Here is a 23,613-nt window from a genome sequence, read left to right on the forward strand (position 1 = left end):
ACTGCTGAAAGCTGTTGGTGCTCCGGACCCTTTCAACGTACGCATGGGAGCGGTTCGGCAATCGAGGTTGAGGTTAACGGAGGGCGAAGTTTGGGAGCCGTTTTCTGCTGACTAAGATTGAGCAGATAACCTCCTGCCGAAAGTAGCCCGACGCATGCCGTCCCACACAGACGAAACCTGGGAACTGGCCATTCAGACTCCTGCCATTAACGACCGCTCCCTGGCGGCCGGATTGGCCTATGCCATGGGCAGCCGCGTGAGCGGAATTTCTTTCGATTCGGCCACGGGCCTCCTGCTTGGCAAGGTCCGCGGCACCGGTCCGCAACCATATTCGACGTCGGCCAAGCTGGTTCGCAAGCCCAGCGGCTGGAGCTGCACCGTAGGTATTTGCAGCTGCCCTGTCCGCAAGGACTGCAAACATGTGGCTGCCCTGCTTTTCACGGCTGAAGACCACCCCACTATCCGTGCCCAGCTCCTGTCCCAGGCACCCGGGATCCAGACCTCGCGGCTTGGTTCCTCCGAGCAGGGCGGTGCCGGGCGGCCGGCTTGGGAGCAAGCCCTCAACAGGCTGATCGCGAAGCCGGGCACCGCGCCGAGCACTGCCGGCATTCCGCTCGCCCTGCAGTTCGAGGTTGAGGAACCGGCCGCCCACTTCTCCTACACAGGCCGCCGCGATCCCATGCGCAGTGTCCGGCAGCTCAAGGCCCGGCCCGTGATGATGGGTGCCAAGGGAAAATGGATCCGCGGCGACGTCTCCTGGAACAACCTCAGCTACATCAGTTTCCGCCGCGAATTCAATGAGGCACACGTCGAGTGGCTTCAGACTTTCCTCGCTGCCCATGGTTCCAGCAATGGTCGCCAGCAACCGTCGGGCGCCATGTGGTTGAGCCTGAATGATTTCGCCGCCAAGAACCTTTGGACCCTTCTCGCCGATGCAACTAAAGCCGGCATTCCGCTGATTCACGCGGCTGGTAGCGAGCCTGTCCACGTCGAGACCCAACCCGCCGTCGTCGGACTCAGTTTGGCGCGCCTTGAAGCGCTGAACGGCAAAGACGGGAAGCAAACGCCCGACGGCGGCCTGCAGCTTGCGCCGTCGGTGACGGTAGGCGGTGAGCAGATCGATGCCGGAACTGTGGGCTTCCTGGGCAAGCCCGCGTATGGGATTTTCTTCACGCATTCCGGCGCCGAAGCCTTGCCCGGCGTGCCGCAGCAGAACAACCTGATCACGCTCGCCCCGATTGAGGGCGGTATCACTGACGAACTGCTCGAGTTTGTCACCGAGGGCGAGACGCTTCTGATTCCGGCCGAAGATGAGAGCCGGTTCCTGACGTCCTTCTACCCGAAGCTGCGGCAGTCGACGCCCGTCAAGGCAGCGGATGAATCCGTGGAACTGCCAACCCTGGCGGTCCCCACGCTTTCCCTGCTCGCCAACTATGGCACCGACCACAAAGTCCGGCTGCACTGGGAATGGCATTACAAGTCCGGCACGTTGGTCACCGCGCAGCCCTTGTGGCGGCACCCGGATGACCGTGGCTACCGGGATGACCTTGAGGAAGCCCGGATCCTGGATTCGATCGGTCGGCCGTGGGACGTGGTTCCGGCGTTGGCGGAATCGGCTACCGGCGGCTGGGGCGCTCCGCGGCTCGCGGCGTCGGCTGAGCTTTCCGGCCTGGACACGCTGGCTTTCACCGAGGAGATCCTGCCGGCGCTCAAGGACCTGCCCGACGTCGTCGTAGAGACCTCCGGTGACATCGCTGATTACCGCGAAGCTGCCGAAGCTCCCGTTGTCTCCATCTCCACGAAGGAAACGGCGAGCGGCGACTGGTTCGATCTCGGCATCGTCATCACCCTCGAAGGCGAACCGGTATCGTTCGCCGCCGTGTTCTCTGCACTGGCCGCCGGGATGAGCCGCATGCTGCTCCCCAGCGGCGCCTATTTCTCCCTCGACCTGCCTGAGCTGCACCAGCTCCGAGCGTTGATCGACGAAGCCCGCTCCCTTCAGGACAACCCGGACAACAAAGACGGCACCCTGCAGATCAGCCGATTCCAGGCCGGGCTCTGGGACGAACTCGCGCAACTCGGCATCGTTGACGAACAGGCCGCCGCGTGGCGCGAAGCTGTTGGCGGATTGCTCGACGACGGCGTGACCGGGCTGCCGCTGCCGGCAGGCCTTAACGCCGAGCTGCGTCCGTATCAGCTTGAAGGTTTCAACTGGCTCAGCTTCCTCTTCAAGCACAGCCTCGGTGGCGTGTTGGCCGATGACATGGGCTTGGGTAAGACCGTGCAGGCGATCGCGCTGATCTGTGCGGCCAAGGAGTTGGCTGCTGCCGTTGATACGGCCGACGTCGGTGTTGCCGACAGCCCGCCCCGCGCTCCGTTCCTGGTGGTGGCCCCAACCAGCGTGGTGAGCAACTGGGCCGCCGAAGCGCAACGGTTCGCTCCCGGACTCATTGTGAGGACCGTCGGTGAAACTTTCGCCAAGAGCGGGCTGTCACCTGTCGACGCGCTGGCGGGTGCCGACGTCGTTATTACGTCCTATGCGCTGTTCCGCATTGATTACGATGCCTACGCGTCGTTCCAGTGGGCGGGGCTCATGCTGGACGAGGCGCAGTTCGTGAAGAACCACCAATCCAAGGCCTACCAGTGCGCGCGGAAGCTTCCGGCCCGGTTCAAACTGGCCATCACAGGCACGCCGCTGGAGAACAACCTCATGGAGTTCTGGGCACTGACGTCAATCGTGGCGCCTGGTCTGTTCCCGAGTCCCAAGCGGTTCGCGGAAAACTACCAGAAGCCGGTGGAGAAGAACGGTGACTCGGCGCAGTTGGCCAAGCTCCGGCGTCGTGTCCGTCCACTGATGATGCGCCGCACCAAAGAACAGGTCATCAAGGATCTTCCGCCGAAGCAGGAGCAGGTCCTTGAGGTCGTGCTGAACCCGAGGCATCAGAAGGTTTACCAGACGCACCTCCAGCGCGAGCGGCAGAAGATCCTTGGACTGATCGACGACGTCAACAAGAACCGTTTCACGATCTTCCAGTCCTTGACGTTGCTGCGTCAGCTGAGCTTGGATGCGTCGTTGGTGGATTCTTCCTTGTCAGGGGTGCGGTCGTCCAAGCTGGATGTGCTGTTCGAACAGTTGGAGGATTTGATCTCCGAGGGCCACCGCGCCCTGATTTTCAGCCAGTTCACGGGCTTCCTGGGCAAGGTTCGGGAGCGTTTGGATGCCGAGGGCGTGGAGTATTGCTACCTCGATGGCAGCACCCGGAACCGTGGCGATGTGGTGAGCGAGTTCAAGAACGGGGCCGCTCCGGTGTTCCTGATTTCGCTGAAGGCCGGTGGCTTCGGGCTCAACCTCACTGAGGCGGATTACGTGTTCCTGCTGGATCCGTGGTGGAACCCGGCGTCCGAGGCACAGGCTGTGGACCGTACGCACCGCATCGGGCAGGCCCGCAACGTCATGGTCTACCGGTTGGTTGCGAAGGACACCATCGAAGAAAAGGTCATGGCGCTGAAGGCCAAGAAGTCGCAGCTGTTCGCGGATGTGATGGAAGGCGACGCCCTGGCTGGTGGCTCGTTGACGGCGGAGGACCTGGCGGCGCTGTTCGCGGAATAGTCGCTGCTTGGCTGTAGACTCTCCCCGGCCCAAGAATGTGGTCGCTGGCACATCAATAGGGGGAGCTGCAGTGACCACTCTGCTGTTTTCGACGCAAGAACATTTGAGGGCCCGTTCGAAGGGACTCCTGCGGACTCTTTCCGCTACGCTGCTTGCCGTGAGCCTGACGGCCGCCGCTCTGTTCGGAATGGCGTCGCCGGCACAGGCGGACGTGCGCGTCGCAGACATCGTGACAGGCAGCGGGCCCGACACCACCGTAGTGAACCCAGTGACGAACAAAATCTACGTCTCGCATCTGGGCAGCCCCTACATCTTGGTGGTTGATGGGGCCACCAATGTTGCTACAAGCATCCCGCTCCCCGGTCTGTCTACAGGCCTGGCCATCAATACTGTCACCAACAAGATCTATGCATCCGTGAACGGGACAATCCTTGCCATCGACGGCGCAAGCAACGCTGTCGCCGTTGTGTACTCGGGCCCTGGCGTTGGGAAATTGTTGGTCAACGAGACGACCAACCAGATCTTCGCCCGAGGCGGCGGACCCGACAGTGTTCTCATTTTCGACGCCGCCACTAAGGCAACCGCGACGGTGGCGGTGGGAACCTACTCGTCCGACATGGCCCTGAATCCTGTCACTAACAAGGCGTATGTAACGGATGCGGACAGCAACACAGTTTTCGTCATCGACGGGACCCGTAAGACGTCGACTCCAGTGGCGGTAGGGGAGCGACCCTTTCACGTTGCCGTGAACTCCGCGACCAACAAGATCTATGTGAGCAATGAGCAAAACAGCCTCAGTAGCGGATACATCGTTAACGTCATTGACGGCGTCACCAACGCCGTTACTGATATTGGCATCACTGACGCACCTGGCGCCCTTGCAGTAAACGAGAAGACAAACAAGGTTTACGTTTCAACGGGCGCCTATTACCTGTCCGAATTGGACGGAGCAACGAACAAAGTCAGGAAATTCGAATACGGCGACTTCCTGGACTCCCCCGTCAGCCTGGTTGTCAACGAAACCACCAACAAGGTCTACGGTGTCATTCCAAACCGCGGCAAACTGATCGTACTTCGCGCCAGCACTGGCGTCTTTGAAATCATCCAGGTGGGCAACTGGCCTCAAGTGGCGGCCGTCAACGAGGTAACAAATAAAACCTACGTCGCAAACCAGACAGGCGGCGCACTTTCAGTCATCGACGGCGCTGACGCTCCTCCAGCATTTACGGCAAGCCAGCCGCCCGTAGCGGCAACGGTAGGCTCTGCCTACAAATACACCTTCCAAGCGAAGGGCTCGCCAGCACCTAAATTCTCTGTCTACGCGGGCACTTTGCCTCCAGGGCTGACCCTGGACAAGCAGACCGGCGTTCTTTCCGGCATCGCAACCAAGGCGGGGACCTACAAAGTCCAGGTGGCTGCGTCCAATGGTGTCAGCCCCTCAGCCTTCAGCAAGTGGTTCGCGATCACGGTCAACGCTGCCAAGAACGATTTCACCTCCGATGGCAAAGCCGACACCCTGGCCCGGGACTCGGCAGGCACCCTATGGCTATACGCGGGCGACACAGGCGGTCACTTCCTGCCCCGTGTTCAAGTTGGTTCCGGCTGGAACGCCATGACATCGCTCGTGGCTCCAGGCGACCTCAACGGTGACGCCAAGCCGGACGTCCTTGCACGTGACGCAGCCGGAGTCCTGTGGCTTTACCCAAGCAACGGGTACGGCGAATGGTACCCCCGGATCCAGGTCGGTGCCGGTTGGAATGTCATGACCTCAATCGTGGGCCCTGGCGACTTCAACGGCGACGGCAAGCACGATGTCTTAGCCAGGGACTCTTCAGGGACATTGTGGCTGTATCCGGGTAACGGTGCTGCCGGGTGGCTCCCTCGGGTCGCGGTCGGCTCAGGCTGGAATGCGATGGACAAGATCGTGGGCCCCGGAGACTTCAATGGAGACGGCAAGCACGATGTCTTCGCCATCGATACCGGGGGCACGTTGTGGCTCTACCCCGGCAACGGCACAAGCGGCTGGCTCCCCCGCGTCCAGGTGGGTTCGGGCTGGAACTCCATGACCGCCGTCGTTGGTCCCGGCGACTTCAACAGCAACTTCCTACCGGACGGCACAGCCGACCTCCTGGCCCGCGATATTGAAGGCGTCCTCTGGCACTACCCCGGCGACGGCAAGGGTGGCTGGATGCCGCGCTTCGCTGTTGGTTGGGGATGGGGCGTCATGACGGCTGTTCTCTAGGACTATCGACGGCGGCCTTCCGCGGGGAGGCCGCCGTACACCCTCGCGCTTCGATACTGAGTCCGGATCCATCATTTTGAACGCGCTTCTTTGCCTCCGGCAACTGGTCCCCTCACATCCGTATAGCTATCAGTGGACGTGACCCACAAAACGTGACGGATGGAGCCAGTGGCGGCCGCTCAAAACAAAGTCAGTCGTCCAACCGCACCCCGCGCAGCAACAGCATCGTTCCGCTCACGGCCACAGCGGACGCCAGGAACACACCCGCAGCACCGAGACCTACCGCCACAACACCGATGGCGCTCGGCAGGACAACTTGCCCCACCCTGTTCCCGGCGAGCCTCAAGGCCAGCGCACGTCCGCGTTGGCCTTCGGGCGCTTGGGCCGACAACCAGGACATGGTCAGCGGCTGTCCGATTCCCAGCCCGAGGCCCAGGAAAGCCATGACGACGAACAGCAACCACATCGGCATCGGAATGGCAGCTACTGCCAGCGAGACCGTGGAAACCGCAAGGCTCAGGACCAGCAACCTCATCCGCCCCAACTTCCGGGACATGCTGCCAAGCCCAATCCGGGAGACCATCGAGAACGCGGCGCGAACAGTCAGCATGAGACCGACTGTGGCCGCGGTAAGACCCCGCTCAGCGCCAAGCGCAGGCAGGTAGACCACCGTAAGATCCACCACTGCCAGGACGGTTGCACTCGTTGCCAATGCCCGGACCACGCCCGGCGTTCTCAACAAGGAGATGGCACCGCCGTTGGGGCTGTCCGCTGTTTTGGCCTTGTCCCTCCGGCCACTGACTTGGCCAGAGATAACGAACGTGGTCAGGAACAGCACCAGGCCCATGGCCGTCGCGAGAAGGAAGATCGCGTTCGTATCCGGGCGGACAGAGGCGCCGCCCACCAAGGAAATCGCCAACGGCCCAAGTGCCTGGCCCAGCGACGCGGCGAACGTCAGGTACCCGAAGGCTGAATCGAGCCGGGTGGAGTTGGCATTGTTCGCAACCACCGCCTGCTGCCCCACCACGCAAGCCAACTGGCCGGCGCCAAGAAGCGCAGTTCCGGCCACCAACGCAGGAACCGACGTTCCGAACAACAGCAGAAAAGCGGAACAACCCAGCACGACGGCGGAGCCGATCGCCATGAGGCGACGCTCACCGAGGCGGTCCACCAGTCCGCCGATCGGCAGCGCGAGGAGTAGCGGGAAGACTGCATAACTGGCAGCGAGAAGACCGAGTGCAAACCCGGGGACATCGAGTTCCAGTGCCCGGTAGCTGGTGGCTGGCCGCACCAGGAACGTGACTGCCTGGATGAGTGCGGAGTGGATCAGAAGTGCAAGGGACGAGCGTCGCCCGAGTTCGCCAATCATTCGACCACAAGGCCCGCGCCTGAAATGGCACGCAACGTCTCGTCACGGGCGGCGATGACGTGGTCGAACGCGATCTTCGCTGCCTTGTCTGGCTTCTTTGAGGCTATGGCTTCCACCAGTACGCGGTGGTCGGCAAGGGCCTGTTCCCGGCGCTCACCGGAATTGTTGGTGAAATGCCGGTATCGCTCAACCTGGCTGGAGATCTGGTCATGGAAGCGTTGTGCCCAGGAATTTCCGGCGATCCCAGCGATGGTGGCGTGCAATGTCACGCCGTATTTCATGGCTTCATCAGCGAATTCCACCATGGCCGCATTTCGTTCAAGAATGCCCTGCAGCTTTTCGATATCTTCACTAGTTGCCTTGGCGCACGCTTCCCGTGCCATCAACGATTCCAGTGCTGCCCGAACGTCGTACAGTTCGGCAATCACCGTCTCATCCAGCGCTGGAACCACCACTCCCCCGGTTGCCTGTTGCTCCAGGAGGCTCTCCGAAATCAGACGCCGGATAGCTTCCCTCAGCGGGGTTCGGCTGACTTGCAGCGCAGTAGCCATGGCCGGCTCGTAAACACGCTCACCTGGCTTGAGCTCCAAGCTGAGGATCCGGCGTTTGAGCTCGCTGTAGACCAGGTGTGCCCCTGTGTTCCGTGGTTGTTGATGGGCCATACGGCTTCCTTGGCTTGGGTGTGTGTACTTGTATACATCTATACATTGCGCGCGAAGCCAACGCAACGCGGGGTCACTTACGGCCCATGTTCTCGGCGATAACCGGCCGTAAGTGACCCCGCGTTGCGTAATCCGCTGATTCGCTGGTCCGCCAAGGGTGCCGAAGCCGGGCGCTCAAGGTAAGTTTCGACGTCGGGCCTTACCTGGGCACACCGCCGACGCCGTCCGGGACTTCTCTTCGATCATGTGAGAGAGCATCCCGGATTATGGGCGGTCATCTGAGAGAGCATCCCGGATTATGGGCGGTCATCTGAGAGAGCATCCCGGATTAAGGGCGGTGATGTGAGAGAGCATCCAGGGTTGCCTGACCCGAATCGGTTTCTGTCGCACATCCCAACGTCTTTTCCGGTTCCAGACGCAAGAAGGGGACCAGCTCAGCTGGTCCCCTTCTTCGCGTTCATTGGCCGTTAGGCAGCGGGCGTCATTAGCCGCGGCAGAGTTCACCGTACTTGGTGCCGGCTTCCTGGTAGGCGGCGGAGAGCTCGCCCATCTTTTTCTCGTCCGGGGATTCCTTCACGAGCTCATCCGAGTATTCAAGGATGGCCGTGACCACGGGCTTCATTTCGTTGGAGGCAACGGGTTCAATGGGGCGGATGGCGTTTGCGACGCGAATGGTCGCGGTCTTGCTGGCGTTGCTCGGGAGGCTGGCAACGGCGACACCCACCCGGTCACACGTTTCTGCGGTGGTCAGCTGCGGCGAGGAGCAGGCTGATGCCGTGGCAAGCAGCCCGGCAGCGATCAGGACAGTGGTGAGTTTCTTCATGATTCCCTCAATAGTCGGCGCGTCCCTTCGATTGTAAACAGTGCAGGGGCGAGGCCGCGCATTGGGACCCCTACCGAACAGCACGCCTCCCTGGCCTAGGCTGGAGAACATGGCGATCATTCACAAGGCAACCCTGTCCCCGTCCAAGCTCGAACTCATCGCTGGATACCTGCCGACGCAGCCCTGGTTCAGCCACGAAGGGGCCCCGGAGCTCATTGGGGCCTACCGTTTTGACGACCCCGCCGGCGAGGTGGGGCTCGAGACGCATGTGGTCGCCGCTGGCGAGCGCATCTACCAGGTACCCCTGAGCTACAGGGGCTACGAACTGGCCGGCGCCCAGGAATGGCTCATCGGCACCATGGACCACTCCGTCCTTGGCAAGCGGTGGGTCTATGACGCCTGCGCAGATCCCGTTTACGTCAAAGCCCTGGCCACGGCTATCCTCACGGGCCAGGAAGAGGCCGCGCTGATCGTCGACGGCGAGCCTGAGCCCCGGCCCAGCTCCGTCAATGTGAAGGGAAGCGGAACGCTCGACGCCGGTGTCCCCGCCTTGAGTGCCTCGGCCCCCGTGTCGGGCAGTGGCGTGACCATCATTGACGCAGGTGAGCTTCGCTTGAAGGTTGCCAGGGTGGTGGATGTCGCGGCTGAGCTCCACAACGAGTTGACCCTCAGCGGCAAGTGGGCCGGACTGGAGAACCCCGTGGAGCTGGCAGCCATAATCCCGGCCTGAAAAGAGCGCTGCGTTCAGGCACCTTTTGGTCCTGCAGCCCGCGGCGTAGTCTGGCAACGGGGCCATCTACTCCGTGAGGGGTTCATATGTACAAAGCACAAAACATCATTCCCGCAGTGCAGGACCTCGCAGCCGAGTGGGTGAAGCACGCAGCGGAGGGCACGTCGTCGCAAGCCGACGCAGTAGTGGGGTGGGCGTTATCCCGGATCAATCACGCCGATGTCCCGTCGGTGGTGCACGGCGTAATGCTCACGCTGACCGGGAACCGTAAAGCCGCAAAGAGGGCTCGGCGCACCGCAGCCAGAGCGGTCAAAAGGGCGACGCAAACTTTGAGTCGTCGAACCAGTCAGCGGAATTCCCCGCGTGCCGGGTGGTTGGTTGCTTTGGCAGTTGGTGGCGTCGGCGCGGGCCTGGTGCTGGCGTGGCGAATGATGGTGCCTCCCGGCGAGCCGTCCCCTGCCAAGCCGGCCACGCCAACGGCGAATCCGTCCACGTCCAATGACCCCGCTGGTACGTCTGCGGACGTGCCGCCGGAGACGTACTAAGAGCCGGCAGATTTCTACCGGCTGGCGGGACGCCTAGCTCGGAGGCTGGACGCCTAGCTCGGAGCTGGGCTAGACCCGTGCTGGGCTAGCCCGGCCTGCCCTCATCGTGTCGCCGCGTCCTTCTCCTAAGGACCATCCTGCTGAACAGTAAGTAGGCGCCTGTTCCAGCGAGCAGGAACCCGACCACACCCACAAGGACGAGTTGTGTGATGATCCCGGCAATGACCATTGCAAAACCGGCCAAAACTGCCAGGACACCAAAAACTGAGCGCGCCACCGCACCGCGCGGCCGCCCCGACTTCAGCTGAAGGTCCAAGTCAGGATCCGATGAAGCGAGATCCCGCTCAAGCTCTTCCAAACTCCTGCGCTCTTCATCCGACAACGACATCGGAATCTTCCCTCACTACACGAGCATGGGACGCTTTCCAGCGCCTACACGCCAACCACCAGCACGTGCACTTCTTGCCGTGCCATGACATTATTATCGTCCTTTTCCGGCCACTATCCACAGCATAAGGAAGCCCTACCTGGCGTTGGGTGCCGGCACCGTCTCGTTGAGTACGCGCAGGGCGTTGAGCGTACGTGGATACCCGATGTACGGCAGCAACTGCGTGATGACCTCAAGCATCAACCCGCGGCTGTTACCCACGTTCAGATTGGCCAGAATGTGCCCCTTGACCTGTGGCTCGCAGCCGCCAAGGGAAACGAGCATGGACAAGGTGAGGAGTTCACGCCTCGGAACATCAATGCCGGTGCGTGTCAGAAAATCGCCGAAGCAGTTCGCGGCGAGGTACTCCTGAAAGTGCATTTCATCAGCTGAGGCAGCTGCGCGCATGTCGTCGATGCGTTGTGCACCTATGATCTCCTTCTGGATAGCCAGCCCTTTCTCCGCCCGGTCCTTGGGAGTCGTGGTGGACTGGCCCGGAACAGGAAGCTCCACGCCGAATTCTTTGAGGATTTCGTTGGTGGCGTGCAGGAAATCGGAAACTTTGCCCATGCCGACATACGGGACGGCTTGGTAGACAAGTTCCTTCACCTCCACCGGAGTTACCCCAACGGTAAGGGCCGCGCCGAGCAACGCCCGGTATTCCCGCATTCCTTGTGACGCGATAAGGGAGGCGAGCTGAACCATGAGCCGCGTCCTGGTATCCAGTGTTCCGTGGCTCAACACATCGTCGAATGCGAAGTTGTTGAAAATCTCCACGAGCTCGGGGTCTGTAACCGCCAAGGCCGGAAGCTGACCGGGGAACAGTTCGTCGTGATTTCGTCGTGCCGTTTCGCTGGGTGCCATCGTAGGCCTCTCTTTCGTGGGAGCTCTCCCATCAATGCGTGGTTCCTGTGGATGCTCCCCACCGCGGGGGTCCAGCCACGAACCGCGGCGTTGCTACTCAGGCCGCGGCCTCCACACCACGACGGCTTGCGACCGTGCACGGGGTCGTTGACCGCGGGCCAGACTGACGACGTCGCCGGCTGCTCCCGCTGCGAAAATGCGGGTGTCCAAGGGGCTCCGGCGCCGGGTCAGTTCCTCCGTCAGCTCGGCCACGCGGTACTGCAGTGCAGCGACTTGGTTTTCCAGGTCCAAAATGCGCTTGATGCCTTCGAGCGAGACGCCGGACTGCGAGAGGCGCTGGACCTCCCGCAGCTTTTCGACGTCGTTCTGGGAGTACCTGCGCGACTTCCCGGGGGCGCGGCTGGGCGAGACGATGCCCAGGCGGTCGTACTGGCGCAACGTCTGCGGATGCATGTCGGCAAGCTCCGCGGCGACGGAGATGACAAAGATCGGCTGGTTGACGTCGATTGCCATGACCGTCTCCTTACAACCGGGCCTTCGCGGCCAGGTCGTGACGCGGGTTGGCGTCGGTGGTCGCGGCAGCAAATGCCTTCACGGCCTCCTCCGCTTCCTTGTTCAGGTTCTGGGGGACGGCGATGTCGATAGTCACCAGGAGGTCTCCGGTCGCCTTGGACGTTTTCACGCCCCGGCCCTTGACCCGGAGGGTACGACCCGACGGTGTTCCGGCCGGGACACGCACCTTGACGGTGTCGCCGTCGAGCGTTGGAACCTCAATGGTCGCGCCAAGCGCAGCTTCCGCGAACGTGACAGGCACGTGGATGCGGATGTTGTCGCCGTCGCGCTGGAAAAACTCGTGTGGCTTCACGTTGACCGTGATGATGAGATCGCCGTTGCCGGCGGGACCAACGTTGCCCTTGCCGCGCTGGCGGACTTTCTGCCCGTCCTTGATGCCGGCGGGGATTTTGACGTCGATCACGTGGCCGTTGCTTTCGCGCAGGCTTACCGTAGTGCCCTTGATGGATCCAGCAAAGGAGATGGACGTCGTCGCAGTGCGGTCCGAGCCCTTCTGCGGTGCCCGCTGGAATCCGGTCTGGCCACCACCAAAGCCGCCACCAAACAGGTCAGCAAACTCCGGAGGAATGCCACCGGCACCCGAGGGCTGACGCGCGCCGCCACCGAACAAGCCACCGAACAGGTCCTCGAACCCACCATTGGCACCAGCACCACCACGCCCGGCCCCCGCACCGGGAGCGAACCGGGCACCACCCATGGCACGGATCGCGTCATACTGCTGCCTGTCCTCAGGACTCGACAAGACAGAATAAGCCTCGGAAATGTCCTTAAACTTCTTCTCCGCAGCAGCATTCCCGGAATTGGTATCCGGGTGATACTGCCGCGCAAGCTTGCGGTAAGCCTTCTTAATATCCGCGTCGGACGCGTCCTTGGCGATACCAAGGATCGCGTAAAAATCCTTTTCAACCCAGTCCTGGCTGGCCAAGAGCGTTTCCTTTCTAAAACAAACAATGCGTACGGCCGCAGTCAGCTCACCTCAGGCGAGCTTACAGCGGGCGCGCAACCGGATATGGGGCGGCGGTGTGGAGGGCACCGCGGAGCGGGCACCGCCCCATATCCGGTGGAGCGACAAGGTGAGACTACGCCGGAACCGCGACGATGACCTGGGCCGCACGCAGGACCCGCTCACCTGAGCGGTATCCCGAGCGCAGCACCTGGCTGACCGTGTCCACGTCGATGTCCTCGCCGGGCTGCTGGATGAGTGCCTCGTGGATGGTGGGATCGAATTCGACACCTGTTTCCGCGATGCGTTCCAGTCCGTACGTCTTCAGCGCGTTTTCCAGTTTGGTGGCGATGGCGGCGAAGGGGCCGTCTTCGAGGTCACCGTGCTGGCGTGCGGCGTCGACGTCGTCCAGCACCGGGAGCAGGGAGTTCAGGACGCCAATGACGGCCATTTCTCCTGCTACGGCGCGGTCACGTTCGACGCGCTTGCGGTAGTTGACGTATTCAGCCTGAAGGCGAAGGAGGTCGTTGCGGAGCTCCGCTGCCTGGGCTTCAGCCGCGGCGCCGGAGGCTACCGACTCCTCGGCAGGGACCTCGACCCCGTTGAGGATTTCCTCAGCCTGGGAGAGAGCGTCACCTTCCGTGGGGGCGGCGTTGCCTTCGGTGGGAGCAGCAGCTTCGCCTTCGGGGTGGCGGGCAGCCCCGGTCTCCGGGTCAACCTTGCGGTTGTCCCGAATCACCGGTTTCTGCTGACGGGTGCCTTCGCGCTCGTCGCCGTTTCCTTCAGAGTGCTCTGCTTCGTTGCCGTGGTGGGGCATGGCTACTTCTTCGCTTCGTCTTCGTCGATGATTTCAGCGTCGACGATGTCTTCGTCGGCTGCGGTCTTCTCGCCGGCAGGAGCACCTTCAGCGCCGGCGCCCGGAGCGTCAGCTGCGGCTGCCTGCGAGTAGATGGCTTCGCCGAGCTTGGTCTGGGAAGCCTGCAGCTTCTCGAACGCAGTCTTGACGGCGGCGTCGTCGGTGCCTTCCAGCGCGGACTTGAGGGCGTCGACGTCGGCCTTGACCTCGGTCTTGACCTCTTCGGGCAGCTTGTCGTCGTTGTCGGCGATCAGCTTGTCCACGGAGTAGGCGAGCTGCTCGGCGGAGTTACGGGTGTCCGTAGCTTCGCGGCGGGCCTTGTCCTCTGCGGCGTGCTCCTCGGCTTCACGGACCATGCGGTCGATGTCTTCCTTGGACAGTGCCGTGCCACCGGTGATGGTCATGGACTGTTCCTTGCCGGTGCCCTTGTCCTTGGCGGACACGTGGACGATGCCGTTGGCGTCGATGTCGAAGGTGACCTCGACCTGCGGGACGCCACGCGGTGCCGGAGCGATGCCGGTCAGTTCGAACGTGCCCAGCGGCTTGTTGTCGCGGGTGAATTCACGCTCGCCCTGGAAGACCTGGATGGCCACGGACGGCTGGTTGTCGTCTGCGGTGGTGAAGGTCTCGGAACGCTTGGTGGGGATAGCCGTGTTGCGCTCGATGAGGTGCGTCATGACGCCACCCTTGGTTTCGATGCCGAGGGACAGCGGCGTGACGTCGATGAGGAGGACGTCCTTGCGCTCACCCTTCAGGACACCGGCCTGCAGTGCCGCACCGACGGCCACAACTTCGTCCGGGTTGACGCCCTTGTTGGGCTCCTTGCCGCCAGCGAGTTCCTTGACGAGCTCGGAAACAGCGGGCATACGGGTGGAACCACCCACGAGGACGATGTGGTCGATGTCCGAGACCTTGATGCCGGCTTCGGCGATGACGTCGTGGAACGGCTTCTTCGTGCGGTCCAGCAGGTCCTTGGTGAGGTCCTGGAACTTGGCACGGGTCAGCTGCTCGTCCAGGTGGACCGGGCCGTCAGGCGTGACGGACAGGTACTGGAGGGAGATGTTGGTGCTGGTGGAGGAGGACAGTTCCTTCTTGGCCTGCTCTGCAGCTTCGCGGAGACGCTGGAGGGCGATCTTGTCCTTGGAGAGATCGATGCCCTTGATCTTGAGCTGGTTCAGCAGCCACTCGACGACGCGGTTGTCCCAGTCGTCGCCACCGAGGCGGTTGTCGCCTGCGGTTGCGCGGACCTGGATGGTGGAGAAGTTGTCTTCGTCCTTGCCAACCTCGAGGAGGGAGACGTCGAAGGTACCGCCACCGAGGTCGAAGACCAGGATGAGTTCGTCTTCCTTGCCCTTGTCCAGACCGTAGGCCAGTGCAGCCGCGGTGGGCTCGTTGACGATGCGGAGGACGTTGAGGCCTGCGATTTCGCCGGCTTCCTTGGTGGACTGGCGCTCGGCGTCGTTGAAGTATGCCGGAACGGTGATCACGGCGTCGGTGACCTTTTCGCCCAAGTAGCTCTCGGCGTCGTTCTTGAGCTTCATGAGGATACGCGCGGAGATTTCCTGCGGCGTGTACTTCTTGTCGTCGATGGCGACGGACCAGTCGGTGCCCATATGGCGCTTGACGGAAGTGATGGTGCGGTCGATGTTGTTGACGGCCTGGCGCTTTGCGATTTCGCCAACCAGGACCTCGCCGGACTTCGAGAACGCAACGACCGACGGCGTGGTGCGGCCGCCTTCTGCGTTGGCGATGACGGTGGGCTCGCCACCTTCAAGGACAGAGACCACGGAGTTAGTGGTTCCGAGGTCGATACCTACTGCACGTGACATATCTTGTTTCCTTTCAATGGCCGATGTTGGAGATTGCCCCCGGCACCGGTCCGTTGGGCGGTTGGGTTATCGGGAGCCCACTCAACAATCGGCTAGTTGAGCGTTCTGCACTCAACTGTACTCAGCCTCGTTTCAATGTCAATCCAAAGTTGAGTGAGGTACGCTCAACTTTGACTTTCGGGCTGGAATTTGCCCCGGAATCACGCGGTTCTGAGGGCTGGTTTCGCCCAGCGTGAACTGGCAGACTTACGCGATGGACTTCGCTGGATTCATGCCGCCGGATGCGTTCTGGGCTATGAACGACGAGCTGGAGGAGAGGGTCCGGCATGCTGCCGAGCGCCTCCCCCTGTTCCGGCTTGAGGATTGGGGCGGACCCTTGATGCTGGGTTCATGGCAGATGGACGCCAGTGAGGGTGGCGTAGTGCACGGGAACGCGTTTCCTGCGAATCCAGCCACTGGTCCGCTACTGGAAGTGATCACAACTACGCGTGATCCCTTGGAGGTGGTGCGAAACCGGTGGCAGGCCATCGCCGGGCCGCCGAAGTCGCTGGAGGAGTTGCAGAGTCAATCCGCGACCTTCGCGGCACACACTCACGAGCACCTGAGCGCCATGGTGGACGGTGTTCCTGCAGATTTCACCCTCTGGAACGGAACCGACTACTGGTTCGCGGCGGGAGCTGCTGCAGGCAGCTATGGAATCGTCATCGATGCGCGGGGCAACCGTAGCGATACGCAAGCCATGGACCTCAGGCGGATTCCCGACGTCGAGCCTTTACTCCAAGCCAGGCGCGCGGCGCTCAAGGCCGCCCGCGGCGAAGCGTGATGCCACGCAAACGGCCCGACGTCACTCCGGCGGGCGGGCGACACGGATATCCGGGTGTCCCCCACGAATTTGGGTGTCGGCAGGGGCTTGGGTGTCGGCAGGGATTCGGGTGTCGGCAGGGTACCGGCCCAAGGGCGGAGGCTCAGGTTTGTACACCCACGCCACGAGCACCACGGAAATGATCATCAGCAGGAACCAGGCGAGGAGCTTATCGATCGAGACCGCCTGCCAGCCATTCACCTGGTTGGGGTAGAGCCACGCGTGGGACCACGTGCCGATGTTCTCGGCGAACCAAATGAACAGCGCCACCAAAAGGAAGGACACCAGGATCGGCATCCGGAAGCGCTTACGGAACACGCGGAAATGCATCACACACCGCCCGTAGACAAGCACGACGGCGGCAAGCAGCACCCAGCGCGCGTCGAAGATGTAGTGGTGCGAGAAGAAATTGACGTAGATCCCGGCAGCCACAAGAGCCGTGATCCACCGCCATGGGTAGTGGTCGAAGTGGAGGTCAAAGAGCCGGAACACACGAACCATGTACGAGCCCACAGCCGCATACATGAACCCGCTGAACAATGGAACAGCACCGATCCGGAGGAAGCCCTCGGCCTCGTAGGACCACGAGCCCACGTCTGTCTTGAACAGCTCCATGACTGTTCCCACGGCATGGAACAGCAGGATCACCCGCAACTCGCGAAGCGTTTCAAGCTTGAAACTGATCATCAGGATCTGAATGACGACGGCAGCGATGGTCAGGAAGTCATTCCGTGCAAGGCCGGAGTCATCCGGGTACCAGAGGCGCGCCGCGATGATCACCGCGAGCAGGGCTGCACCGAAGACGCAGGCCCATGCCTGCTTCAGTCCGAACACCACGAACTCGGTAAGGCGCATGCGGAGTCGGCCACCGTGGGCGTGCTGCATGTCGGCATGCGTACGCTGCAGATAGCGGTGCGCGAGGTCGTCGATGGCTTGCTCCACCGAGGTCGAATTACGCATTCCCTGCCCTGCCCCTCGACTTGGACGGGGTGGTTTCCAGGTGGCTGAGGTAGTAGTCCTTGGGCCAGTGCCGGATCCGCCGCGGGATCCGGGGATAGACGCGTCCGAGCCACCGCATGGTCCGCTCGAAGCGGCGGTCATCGCGGGGAGTCCACTCCAAGCCGAAGCCCTCGCGCAGGTGGTCCGGAAGCAGGCCGGCGGTCAGGAAGCGGGCAAGTGGCATGGCCAGGCGCATGAGTGCCGGCCCACCTGCCGGATACAGCAAATCCTTGGCTATCTTGCGGGCTTTTTCATCCGGCCTCAGCGTGTCCAAGTGCGAAGACCAATACCCTGCGAAGGCTGCACGGTCCGGCGGCCACATGTTAGCGGGAAGCTGTAATGCCGTCCCAATGCGTGCATAGTCGCGGTACATGCGCTCGGCGGTATCGTCGTCGAGCGGTCCATGCACTTGTTCGTAAACGGTGACGGCGGTGTCGTACAGGGTGGCGACAACCCAAAGCTGTGAACCGGGGTCGAAAGCGTTGTAGCCCTTTGTCGCATCGTCCGGGTTCCGGCGCACCGGTGCGTGGGCGCGGTTGACGGCGCGGCGAACCGCAGCAACTTGCTCGTCTGAACCGTAAACGATCGCATAAACGTATGTCAGGGTGGCCCGCAAACGATCCTGCGGCCGCTGGGCAAAGTCGCTATGGTCCGCGACGCCGTGCCCCACCCTCGGGTCAGCGATCTGAAGGAGGATGGCGCGCCCGGCGCCGGCGAGCAATATGCCCTCCGCGCCGATGTCAGCAAGCCCTCGAACCATCTTGATACTTTACCGTCTGCTCCTGGTCGCTGGTCCGATGGTCACAGGCCCGCCATGCCCTGGAGGACCAGCAGTTGGTGCTCGAAAAGTTCGTCGCGCGCGGCGAACGTATCCGGCCCATACTGGCCGAACACTTCAAAGCTCACAGCCCCGAAGACGGACGTCCACGCCAGCACGCCCCGAGCGAGCGCAGACTCGGGCACCGTGACCCCAAGTTCAGTCCGGATGTTCCGCATGTCTTCTGCCAAGCCTGGTGGGATGACGACGGCGGGATTCACTTCCGCCTCCAGGGCGCCTGCGCGATGAGCTTCCTCAAAGATGCCCACGAGGCGATAGATGACACGTGTTCCGGGAACCGTGGTTCGCTCACCTGGTGCCTGATAGCCGGGAACCGGGCTGCCGAAAAGCAGGGCATAGCTGGCTGGTTCCTTGAGCGCCCACGCACGAACAGCCTTGCCCAGGGCGCGGAACCGGCCTGCGAAATCATTCTCGGGAACAGCCGCTACGGCTGCATCCACTTCGTCGCCGAGCTCGTTGTAGCCGTCGATGAGCAAGAGCGTGAGGAGTTCGTCCCGGCTTTCCACGTAGCGATAAACGGCCGAAGAAACGACGCCAAGGTCCCGGGCAACAGCCCGCAGCGACAGCCCCGCCGCACCGTGGACGGCGAGGTGCTCCCGGCCGAGGCGGACAATATCGGCGATGGTTTGAGCACGTGCACGCTCGCGGGGAGTCGGGGGCTTGGCTTTCGGCTGGGCTTTAGGGGCAGCTTCGGCGCCGGGCGCTGTGGAGGACATGGAACCAGCTTGCCACAAGGGAGAGCACCATCAACAAATGAGAGCACTGCTCTTGACTTTGACGGTGCTGAGGTTCATTCTGAATTTAGAGAGCAGTGCTCTCTCATTAGATTGGACTTCGAGGAAAGAGATCAGCATGTACGTCGTCACCGGAGCAGGACCCGTTGGTTGGACCATAGCCGAACAGCTCGCTGAGCAGGGGGAAGACGTTCGCATTCTGACCCGCTCCGGCAGCGGCCCGGACCATCCCCTCATTGAACGGATGCGCGTCGACGCCTCCGATCCCAAGCAAACAGGCCAGGCACTCAACGGTGCGGCCGCGGTCTTCCATTGCATCCACGGATCGGCATACCGCGCCGCAGCGTGGGCGGCCGAGCTACCGCAAGCCGAACAAGTGGTGATGGATGCAGCGGCAGACGCGGGCGCCGTCGTCGTATTTCCAGAGAGCCTCTATTCCTATAGCGAGCCGGACAGCGTGATGACTGAAGCGGGTCCTCGGGAAGCCTCAGGCGGCAAGCGCGGGGTCCGTACGCAACTGCTTAGGGCCCGCACTGCGCACAAAGCCAACACAGTCAGCGTCGTGGCCGGTGACTTCTTCGGCCCACGGGTGAGGATGGCCCACGCCGGCGAGCGGATGGTTCCGCTTGTCACGGAGGGAAAATCCGTCCTGGTGATTGGCAGCGCCCGGCAACCGCACTCGTTCACGTATGTCCCGGACCTCGCGGCGTCCATGATCGCGGCGGCCCGGAATCCAAGGCTTTGGAACACCGTGCTCCATGCTCCGACCGGCCCAGCCCTGACCCAAGGCGAACTTGCTGCGGCGTTCGCTGAGGCCGCCGGCGTTTCTGTTCCGAAGGTGAGTGCCATTCCCGGGTGGGTGTTGAGGACGGCGGGTCTCTTTTCGACCGATATGCGGGAGCTTGCCGAGATGCTGTACCAATTCGAGCGGCCGTTCGTGATGGATTCCTCCCAAAGCCAGCGTCTCCTGGGCCTCGAACCGACGCCCCTCCCGGAAGCTGCCGCAGCAACAGTGGCGTGGTGGCGGGACGCTGTCCGGCAAGCTGCCACCACCCGTCACCCAAGTAAGTAGCAGCAGATGCCCTTTTGGGCGCTCAAAAGGGCATCTGCTGCGACTCAGTTGCGTCAGCTTCAATCGAATGGAGTTACTCCTGTTTCCCCAGTGACTACACGCAACAGCGGGAGTAACCTAGTCCCAGTTGCAATTCTGGTCACCTTTCGAGTTCTGGGTTCTGCCGTGGGCTATGTGCGTTCGTCGTTGACCGACCTTCTGGGGGTACTTTCCGACGCCGTCACTCCGCAGCGCGTAAGGTTCGACGACGGTTCCCCCGACGCCGTCGTTTCCACCCCTGACGCTCCCGTCACCGTCCATGCAGTCACGCTCAACCGCGTGGGAAGGTCACGTCGCGATGGCCCGGTCCTGGACCTCGAACTCCGGGTGGCAGTGGAATGCCACGGCCCCGAACAACTGGACAATATGGAGCAACTGCTCCTGGCCGTGGAACGCCACAGCCAATACTCGGTAGTTTCCACCGGCGAATTCCGTCCCGAGGAGTATTCAGGCGCCATCCGGCAAGGGCTTGGGTTCCTTGTCCGGATCCCCGTGGCGCTGCGCTTCGAAGAGCCTTCCGGACCGCCTGTCCTTGAACCGCTCATTGCCAAGACCGGCGTTGCCCGCCGGATCCACGGACGGCTCGTTGACGTCCACAACAAAGGCATCCCCGACGCCTACATCCATGCCCATTCTTCCGCCACGGCAGTCGTCAGCGATGCGACCGGCCACTTCGAGGTCCTGGCCTCGGCGGATGAACTCCAGCACTTTGCCGTGGCAGTAAGCGGCACCGAAAAGGAAGTCTCGGCCAGCACCAGCAGCCTGCCGGTCATCATCCGGTGGGAGTAAATCCGCGGACACCCGCGGGCAGGAAAGGGAGCGCACCATGGCGAACTACCAGGCGCCAGGCGTCTATGTTCAGGAAGTGCCCAGCGGCGCACGCGCAATCGGGCAGGTCAACACCAGCATCGCAGCGTTCGTAGGCGTAGCCCCGGACCAGGACGCCTTGGTGGATGAACTCCGTGTACTGGACAACTGGACCCAGTTCGTTGACCAATATGTCGGCAACGCGACAGCGGGCACACCGCTCTCCAACGCTGTTTACGGCTTCTTCTCAAACGGAGGAAGCCGTTGTTATGTGGTGAACATTGGGACCAACGGCAGCCTCACGGGCACAGCCACCAAGCCCACAGGCCTCACGCTTTTCGAGGCCGTGGACGACATCTCCATGGTGGCTGCGCCGGGCTTCGCGGACGCTGAATCCTATGCGGCACTGGCTGCGCATGTGGAGCACCCGCTCCGCCAGGACCGCATGGCCATCATGGACACAGTGGAAAAAGTTGACGACGTCGGGGCGCTCACCAGGGCCGCGACGTCCGGCGTTCCGGTAGGTGCGCGGGATTCGGGCACGGCAGACGAGCGGTCGACGGCGGATGAGGGGCCGGGTGACGACGCCGGCTCAGGTGGTGGCGGCTCGGGCAACGCCGGCTCGGGCGACGCCGACGAAGCTGAAGCCAGCGAAGCCGAAGACACGTCAGAACAACCTGCAGGCACAGAAGCCAGCGAAAGCACGCCGTCGTCTTCCTCCTCGGTTTCCTCAGATTCCCCCGACTGGCCCGACTCAGCGCGACCCGCCGCCGCCGGCAGCCGGGAGGGGTCAGCCATCGAAGCCAGCGGCCAGCAGGACCTCGGCGCCCCGCAATCCCCCGGCGGCTATACGGCCCTGTATTTCCCGTGGATCGTGATGATCGATCCCGTGTCCGGGAAAAAGGTGACGCAACCGCCGTCGGGCCATATTGCAGGCGTTTGGGCGCGCGTCGACGCGACCCGTGGCGTCCACAAGGCGCCAGCCAACGAGCCCATCCAAGGCGCGATCGATCTTGTGCGGCGCGTGAGCCGCGGGGAGCAGGAGGTCCTGAACCCGGCGGGCGTGAACTGTATCCGGTACTTCCCGGGCGAGGGCATCCGGATTTGGGGCGCCAGGACCAAGGCTCCGGAGGCGAGCGAATACCGGTACGTGAATGTGCGTCGCCTGACCAACATGATCAAGGAATCGGTGGCTGACGGGACTCGCTGGGTGGTGTTTGAGCCCAATGATCACACGCTGTGGAAGTCGATCCGGCGCGATATCGGGGCGTTTCTGACCAACGTGTGGCGGGACGGCGCCCTGCTCGGGACTACTCCTCAACAGGCATTTTTCGTGAAGTGCGACGAAGAAACCAACCCTCCAGAGGTCCGCGATGCCGGGCAAGTGGTCACGCTGATCGGGATCGCGCCCGTGAAACCGGCCGAGTTTGTGATCTTCAAGCTCATGCAGTCGGCGGACAACACCAGCGAGACAGAGAGCGCAGGAGCCTGACATGACAACAACACCTGCCGCCCAACCGGGCAACGTGGTGGACCCGTACCGGGCCTACAACTTCAAGCTCGTGATCCAAGGCGTAGTTCAGGGCCACTTCACCAAAGTGGAGGGCCTCGGCCTGAAAATCGACCGGATCCTCTACCGCTCAGGCGGCGAAAACAGCACAGTCCGCGTCATCCCCGGGCAAGTGGAGTACACCCCGGTGACGTTGAAGTACGGGCTCACGGACTCCACCGAGATGCTGCAGTGGCTCTTCAAAGCCGTGGACGGAAAGGTGGAACGCCGGAACGTCTCCATCGCCATGCTCAACGATGCCGGCTCCGTGGAAGTCCGCCGCTGGAACCTCCTGGGGGCCTGGCCATGCGACTGGTTCGGCGCACCCCTTGACGCACTGGGCAAGGACCTCGCCATCGAATCCCTCAGCATCGCATACGACCGCCTGGAGCTCGACGATGCCCGCGCTCCCGTCGCCTGAGCCTGGCTTTTCCTGGCGGCGGGCGGCTGCGCATCGGCTGCGGGCTGTGGCTGCGTGGCTGGATCGTCGGTCGGGCCGGGACTCGGGTTCTCCGGGTGCGGGTGTGGGTTCTCCGGCTGCGGGTGTTTCTGGAGGTGGCGTTTTGAGTGCGGGCGCGTTGGGGCCTTCGGCCAAGGACGCGGGCGTTTCGGAGCCTTCTTCGTGGGAAAGTTCGACGCCGGTGCGGGGCCTGAACGTGGAAGGCGCACCGGAGCATTGGGTCCAGTTACTGCGCGACGCCGGGTTGGTTCCTCCCTCCGCGCCGACCAACACCCCTTCCGTTGCGAGGCCCACTCTGCGTGCTTGGGGACGCTCTTGGCGCGCAAAACAGGCCCCACAAGACACCCCCACGCTGCGACTTCGCCCTCATCGCTCGGAGACGCCGCCCGTTGCGGGGCCCGACATGCGCCCTTCAAACCAAGAACGGGAGGCAGAGCAGGCCCCACAACACACCCCCACGCTGCGCCTACACACCGATCGCTCGGAGACGCCGCCCGTTGCGGGGCCCGATATGCACCCTTCAAACCAAGAACGGGAGGCAGAGCAGGCCCCACAACACACCCCCACGCTGCGCCTACACACCGATCGCTCGGAGACACCACCCGTTGCAGGGTCCGATATGGGCGCTCCAAACCAAGAACGGGACGCAAAGCAGGTCCCACAACACACCCCCACGCTGCGCCTACACACCGATCCATCGAAGACACCCCTCGTTGCAGGGCCAGATATGCACGAGTCAAACCAAGAACGGGACGCACAACAGGCCCCACAACACACCCC

At 62.7% G+C, this 23,613-nt stretch carries 21 protein-coding genes; 9 read left to right on the forward strand and 12 right to left on the reverse strand.

Features of this window, described 5'->3' with window-relative positions:
• The first annotated feature begins 154 nt into the window (after window positions 1-154).
• Together LDN82_RS19290 and LDN82_RS19295 are read left to right on the forward strand one after the other, a co-directional pair.
• On the forward strand, window positions 155-3,610 hold the full coding sequence (locus LDN82_RS19290; RefSeq protein WP_224165474.1) for a DEAD/DEAH box helicase: 3,456 nt from the start codon (window positions 155-157) through the stop codon (window positions 3,608-3,610).
• A 70-nt stretch (window positions 3,611-3,680) separates the two neighbouring features.
• Window positions 3,681-5,852 carry an FG-GAP-like repeat-containing protein gene (locus LDN82_RS19295; RefSeq protein WP_224165475.1) on the forward strand — a complete coding sequence of 724 codons (2,172 nt, stop codon included), beginning with the start codon at window positions 3,681-3,683 and terminating at the stop codon, window positions 5,850-5,852.
• A gap of 190 nt (window positions 5,853-6,042) precedes the next feature.
• Here LDN82_RS19295 and LDN82_RS19300 read toward each other — a convergent pair whose 3' ends face one another.
• The 3 genes from LDN82_RS19300 to LDN82_RS19310 form a co-directional block, all read right to left on the reverse strand.
• Window positions 6,043-7,221, reverse strand: coding sequence for an MFS transporter (locus LDN82_RS19300; RefSeq protein WP_224165476.1), 1,179 nt, complete (start codon window positions 7,219-7,221; stop codon window positions 6,043-6,045).
• Window positions 7,218-7,883 carry a GntR family transcriptional regulator gene (locus LDN82_RS19305; protein WP_224089162.1) on the reverse strand — a complete coding sequence of 222 codons (666 nt, stop codon included), beginning with the start codon at window positions 7,881-7,883 and terminating at the stop codon, window positions 7,218-7,220. Before LDN82_RS19305 ends, LDN82_RS19300 begins: the two co-directional genes overlap by 4 nt.
• A 484-nt stretch (window positions 7,884-8,367) precedes the next feature.
• On the reverse strand, window positions 8,368-8,706 hold the full coding sequence (locus LDN82_RS19310) for a hypothetical protein (RefSeq protein ID WP_224089164.1): 339 nt from the start codon (window positions 8,704-8,706) through the stop codon (window positions 8,368-8,370).
• 109 nt (window positions 8,707-8,815) lie between these two features.
• Here LDN82_RS19310 and LDN82_RS19315 point away from each other — a divergent pair, with 109 nt between their 5' ends.
• Window positions 8,816-9,436 (forward strand): hypothetical protein, encoded by a 621-nt coding sequence (locus LDN82_RS19315; protein ID WP_224089166.1) that lies wholly within the window; start codon window positions 8,816-8,818, stop codon window positions 9,434-9,436.
• A gap of 86 nt (window positions 9,437-9,522) precedes the next feature.
• A complete protein-coding gene (locus tag LDN82_RS19320; protein ID WP_224089167.1) occupies window positions 9,523-9,981 on the forward strand; it encodes a hypothetical protein in 459 nt (152 codons plus the stop codon).
• 85 nt (window positions 9,982-10,066) lie between these two features.
• Here LDN82_RS19320 and LDN82_RS19325 read toward each other — a convergent pair whose 3' ends face one another.
• From LDN82_RS19325 to dnaK, 6 genes are all read right to left on the reverse strand, one after another.
• The gene (locus LDN82_RS19325) at window positions 10,067-10,369 is read right to left on the reverse strand and encodes a DUF3040 domain-containing protein (protein WP_224089170.1); all 303 of its coding nucleotides are present in this window, start codon (window positions 10,367-10,369) and stop codon (window positions 10,067-10,069) included.
• Between the two features lie 135 nt (window positions 10,370-10,504).
• Window positions 10,505-11,272, reverse strand: a complete 768-nt coding sequence (locus LDN82_RS19330; protein ID WP_224165477.1) for a carboxymuconolactone decarboxylase family protein — start codon at window positions 11,270-11,272, stop codon at window positions 10,505-10,507.
• 93 nt (window positions 11,273-11,365) lie between these two features.
• Entirely contained in the window at window positions 11,366-11,785 is a 420-nt protein-coding gene (locus tag LDN82_RS19335; RefSeq protein WP_224089172.1) for a helix-turn-helix transcriptional regulator, read from the reverse strand.
• A gap of 10 nt (window positions 11,786-11,795) precedes the next feature.
• Window positions 11,796-12,770 carry a DnaJ C-terminal domain-containing protein gene (locus LDN82_RS19340; RefSeq protein WP_224165478.1) on the reverse strand — a complete coding sequence of 325 codons (975 nt, stop codon included), beginning with the start codon at window positions 12,768-12,770 and terminating at the stop codon, window positions 11,796-11,798.
• Window positions 12,771-12,924: 154 nt separating this feature from the next.
• Window positions 12,925-13,605 (reverse strand): nucleotide exchange factor GrpE, encoded by a 681-nt coding sequence (locus LDN82_RS19345; RefSeq protein ID WP_224165479.1) that lies wholly within the window; start codon window positions 13,603-13,605, stop codon window positions 12,925-12,927.
• 2 nt (window positions 13,606-13,607) lie between these two features.
• Window positions 13,608-15,473 (reverse strand): molecular chaperone DnaK, encoded by a 1,866-nt coding sequence (gene dnaK / locus LDN82_RS19350; protein WP_224089174.1) that lies wholly within the window; start codon window positions 15,471-15,473, stop codon window positions 13,608-13,610.
• A 232-nt stretch (window positions 15,474-15,705) separates the two neighbouring features.
• Between dnaK and LDN82_RS19355 the strand changes: the two genes are divergently transcribed.
• Window positions 15,706-16,296 (forward strand): hypothetical protein, encoded by a 591-nt coding sequence (locus LDN82_RS19355; RefSeq protein WP_224165480.1) that lies wholly within the window; start codon window positions 15,706-15,708, stop codon window positions 16,294-16,296.
• A gap of 21 nt (window positions 16,297-16,317) precedes the next feature.
• Here LDN82_RS19355 and LDN82_RS19360 read toward each other — a convergent pair whose 3' ends face one another.
• Genes LDN82_RS19360 through LDN82_RS19370 form a run of 3 tightly spaced genes read right to left on the reverse strand, consistent with a single transcriptional unit; the run spans window position 16,318 to window position 18,888 of the window.
• Window positions 16,318-17,295, reverse strand: a complete 978-nt coding sequence (locus LDN82_RS19360) for a DUF817 domain-containing protein (RefSeq protein ID WP_224165481.1) — start codon at window positions 17,293-17,295, stop codon at window positions 16,318-16,320.
• A complete protein-coding gene (locus tag LDN82_RS19365) occupies window positions 17,288-18,094 on the reverse strand; it encodes an oxygenase MpaB family protein (protein WP_224165482.1) in 807 nt (268 codons plus the stop codon). The genes LDN82_RS19360 and LDN82_RS19365 overlap by 8 nt, the downstream gene beginning before the upstream one ends.
• Window positions 18,095-18,135: 41 nt before the next feature.
• Window positions 18,136-18,888 carry a TetR/AcrR family transcriptional regulator gene (locus tag LDN82_RS19370; protein WP_224165483.1) on the reverse strand — a complete coding sequence of 251 codons (753 nt, stop codon included), beginning with the start codon at window positions 18,886-18,888 and terminating at the stop codon, window positions 18,136-18,138.
• A gap of 136 nt (window positions 18,889-19,024) precedes the next feature.
• Between LDN82_RS19370 and LDN82_RS19375 the strand changes: the two genes are divergently transcribed.
• From LDN82_RS19375 to LDN82_RS19390, 4 genes are all read left to right on the forward strand, one after another.
• Window positions 19,025-19,978 (forward strand): NAD-dependent epimerase/dehydratase family protein, encoded by a 954-nt coding sequence (locus LDN82_RS19375; RefSeq protein ID WP_224165484.1) that lies wholly within the window; start codon window positions 19,025-19,027, stop codon window positions 19,976-19,978.
• A 165-nt stretch (window positions 19,979-20,143) separates the two neighbouring features.
• A complete protein-coding gene (locus LDN82_RS19380) occupies window positions 20,144-20,806 on the forward strand; it encodes a hypothetical protein (protein WP_224165485.1) in 663 nt (220 codons plus the stop codon).
• Between the two features lie 37 nt (window positions 20,807-20,843).
• On the forward strand, window positions 20,844-22,316 hold the full coding sequence (locus tag LDN82_RS19385; RefSeq protein ID WP_224165486.1) for a phage tail sheath subtilisin-like domain-containing protein: 1,473 nt from the start codon (window positions 20,844-20,846) through the stop codon (window positions 22,314-22,316).
• A gap of 1 nt (window position 22,317) precedes the next feature.
• Window positions 22,318-22,794 carry a phage tail protein gene (locus LDN82_RS19390; protein WP_224089202.1) on the forward strand — a complete coding sequence of 159 codons (477 nt, stop codon included), beginning with the start codon at window positions 22,318-22,320 and terminating at the stop codon, window positions 22,792-22,794.
• The last annotated feature ends 819 nt before the right edge of the window (window positions 22,795-23,613 follow it).

The organism is Arthrobacter sp. StoSoilA2 (genome assembly GCF_019977195.1).
In the GTDB taxonomy this organism is placed as follows: domain Bacteria; phylum Actinomycetota; class Actinomycetes; order Actinomycetales; family Micrococcaceae; genus Arthrobacter.

What these genes read in the sequence shown, in the direction of transcription:
- LDN82_RS19290 (WP_224165474.1), top strand. Translation starts at nt 155, where the DNA reads ATGCCGTCCCACACAGACGAAACCTGGGAACTGGCCATTCAGACTCCT.
- LDN82_RS19300 (WP_224165476.1), bottom strand. Translation starts at nt 7,221, where the DNA reads ATGATTGGCGAACTCGGGCGACGCTCGTCCCTTGCACTTCTGATCCAC.
- LDN82_RS19305 (WP_224089162.1), bottom strand. Translation starts at nt 7,883, where the DNA reads ATGGCCCATCAACAACCACGGAACACAGGGGCACACCTGGTCTACAGC.
- LDN82_RS19310 (WP_224089164.1), bottom strand. Translation starts at nt 8,706, where the DNA reads ATGAAGAAACTCACCACTGTCCTGATCGCTGCCGGGCTGCTTGCCACG.
- LDN82_RS19315 (WP_224089166.1), top strand. Translation starts at nt 8,816, where the DNA reads ATGGCGATCATTCACAAGGCAACCCTGTCCCCGTCCAAGCTCGAACTC.
- LDN82_RS19320 (WP_224089167.1), top strand. Translation starts at nt 9,523, where the DNA reads ATGTACAAAGCACAAAACATCATTCCCGCAGTGCAGGACCTCGCAGCC.
- LDN82_RS19325 (WP_224089170.1), bottom strand. Translation starts at nt 10,369, where the DNA reads ATGTCGTTGTCGGATGAAGAGCGCAGGAGTTTGGAAGAGCTTGAGCGG.
- LDN82_RS19330 (WP_224165477.1), bottom strand. Translation starts at nt 11,272, where the DNA reads ATGGCACCCAGCGAAACGGCACGACGAAATCACGACGAACTGTTCCCC.
- LDN82_RS19335 (WP_224089172.1), bottom strand. Translation starts at nt 11,785, where the DNA reads ATGGCAATCGACGTCAACCAGCCGATCTTTGTCATCTCCGTCGCCGCG.
- LDN82_RS19345 (WP_224165479.1), bottom strand. Translation starts at nt 13,605, where the DNA reads ATGCCCCACCACGGCAACGAAGCAGAGCACTCTGAAGGAAACGGCGAC.
- dnaK (WP_224089174.1), bottom strand. Translation starts at nt 15,473, where the DNA reads ATGTCACGTGCAGTAGGTATCGACCTCGGAACCACTAACTCCGTGGTC.
- LDN82_RS19360 (WP_224165481.1), bottom strand. Translation starts at nt 17,295, where the DNA reads ATGCGTAATTCGACCTCGGTGGAGCAAGCCATCGACGACCTCGCGCAC.
- LDN82_RS19365 (WP_224165482.1), bottom strand. Translation starts at nt 18,094, where the DNA reads ATGGTTCGAGGGCTTGCTGACATCGGCGCGGAGGGCATATTGCTCGCC.
- LDN82_RS19370 (WP_224165483.1), bottom strand. Translation starts at nt 18,888, where the DNA reads ATGTCCTCCACAGCGCCCGGCGCCGAAGCTGCCCCTAAAGCCCAGCCG.
- LDN82_RS19375 (WP_224165484.1), top strand. Translation starts at nt 19,025, where the DNA reads ATGTACGTCGTCACCGGAGCAGGACCCGTTGGTTGGACCATAGCCGAA.
- LDN82_RS19385 (WP_224165486.1), top strand. Translation starts at nt 20,844, where the DNA reads ATGGCGAACTACCAGGCGCCAGGCGTCTATGTTCAGGAAGTGCCCAGC.
- LDN82_RS19390 (WP_224089202.1), top strand. Translation starts at nt 22,318, where the DNA reads ATGACAACAACACCTGCCGCCCAACCGGGCAACGTGGTGGACCCGTAC.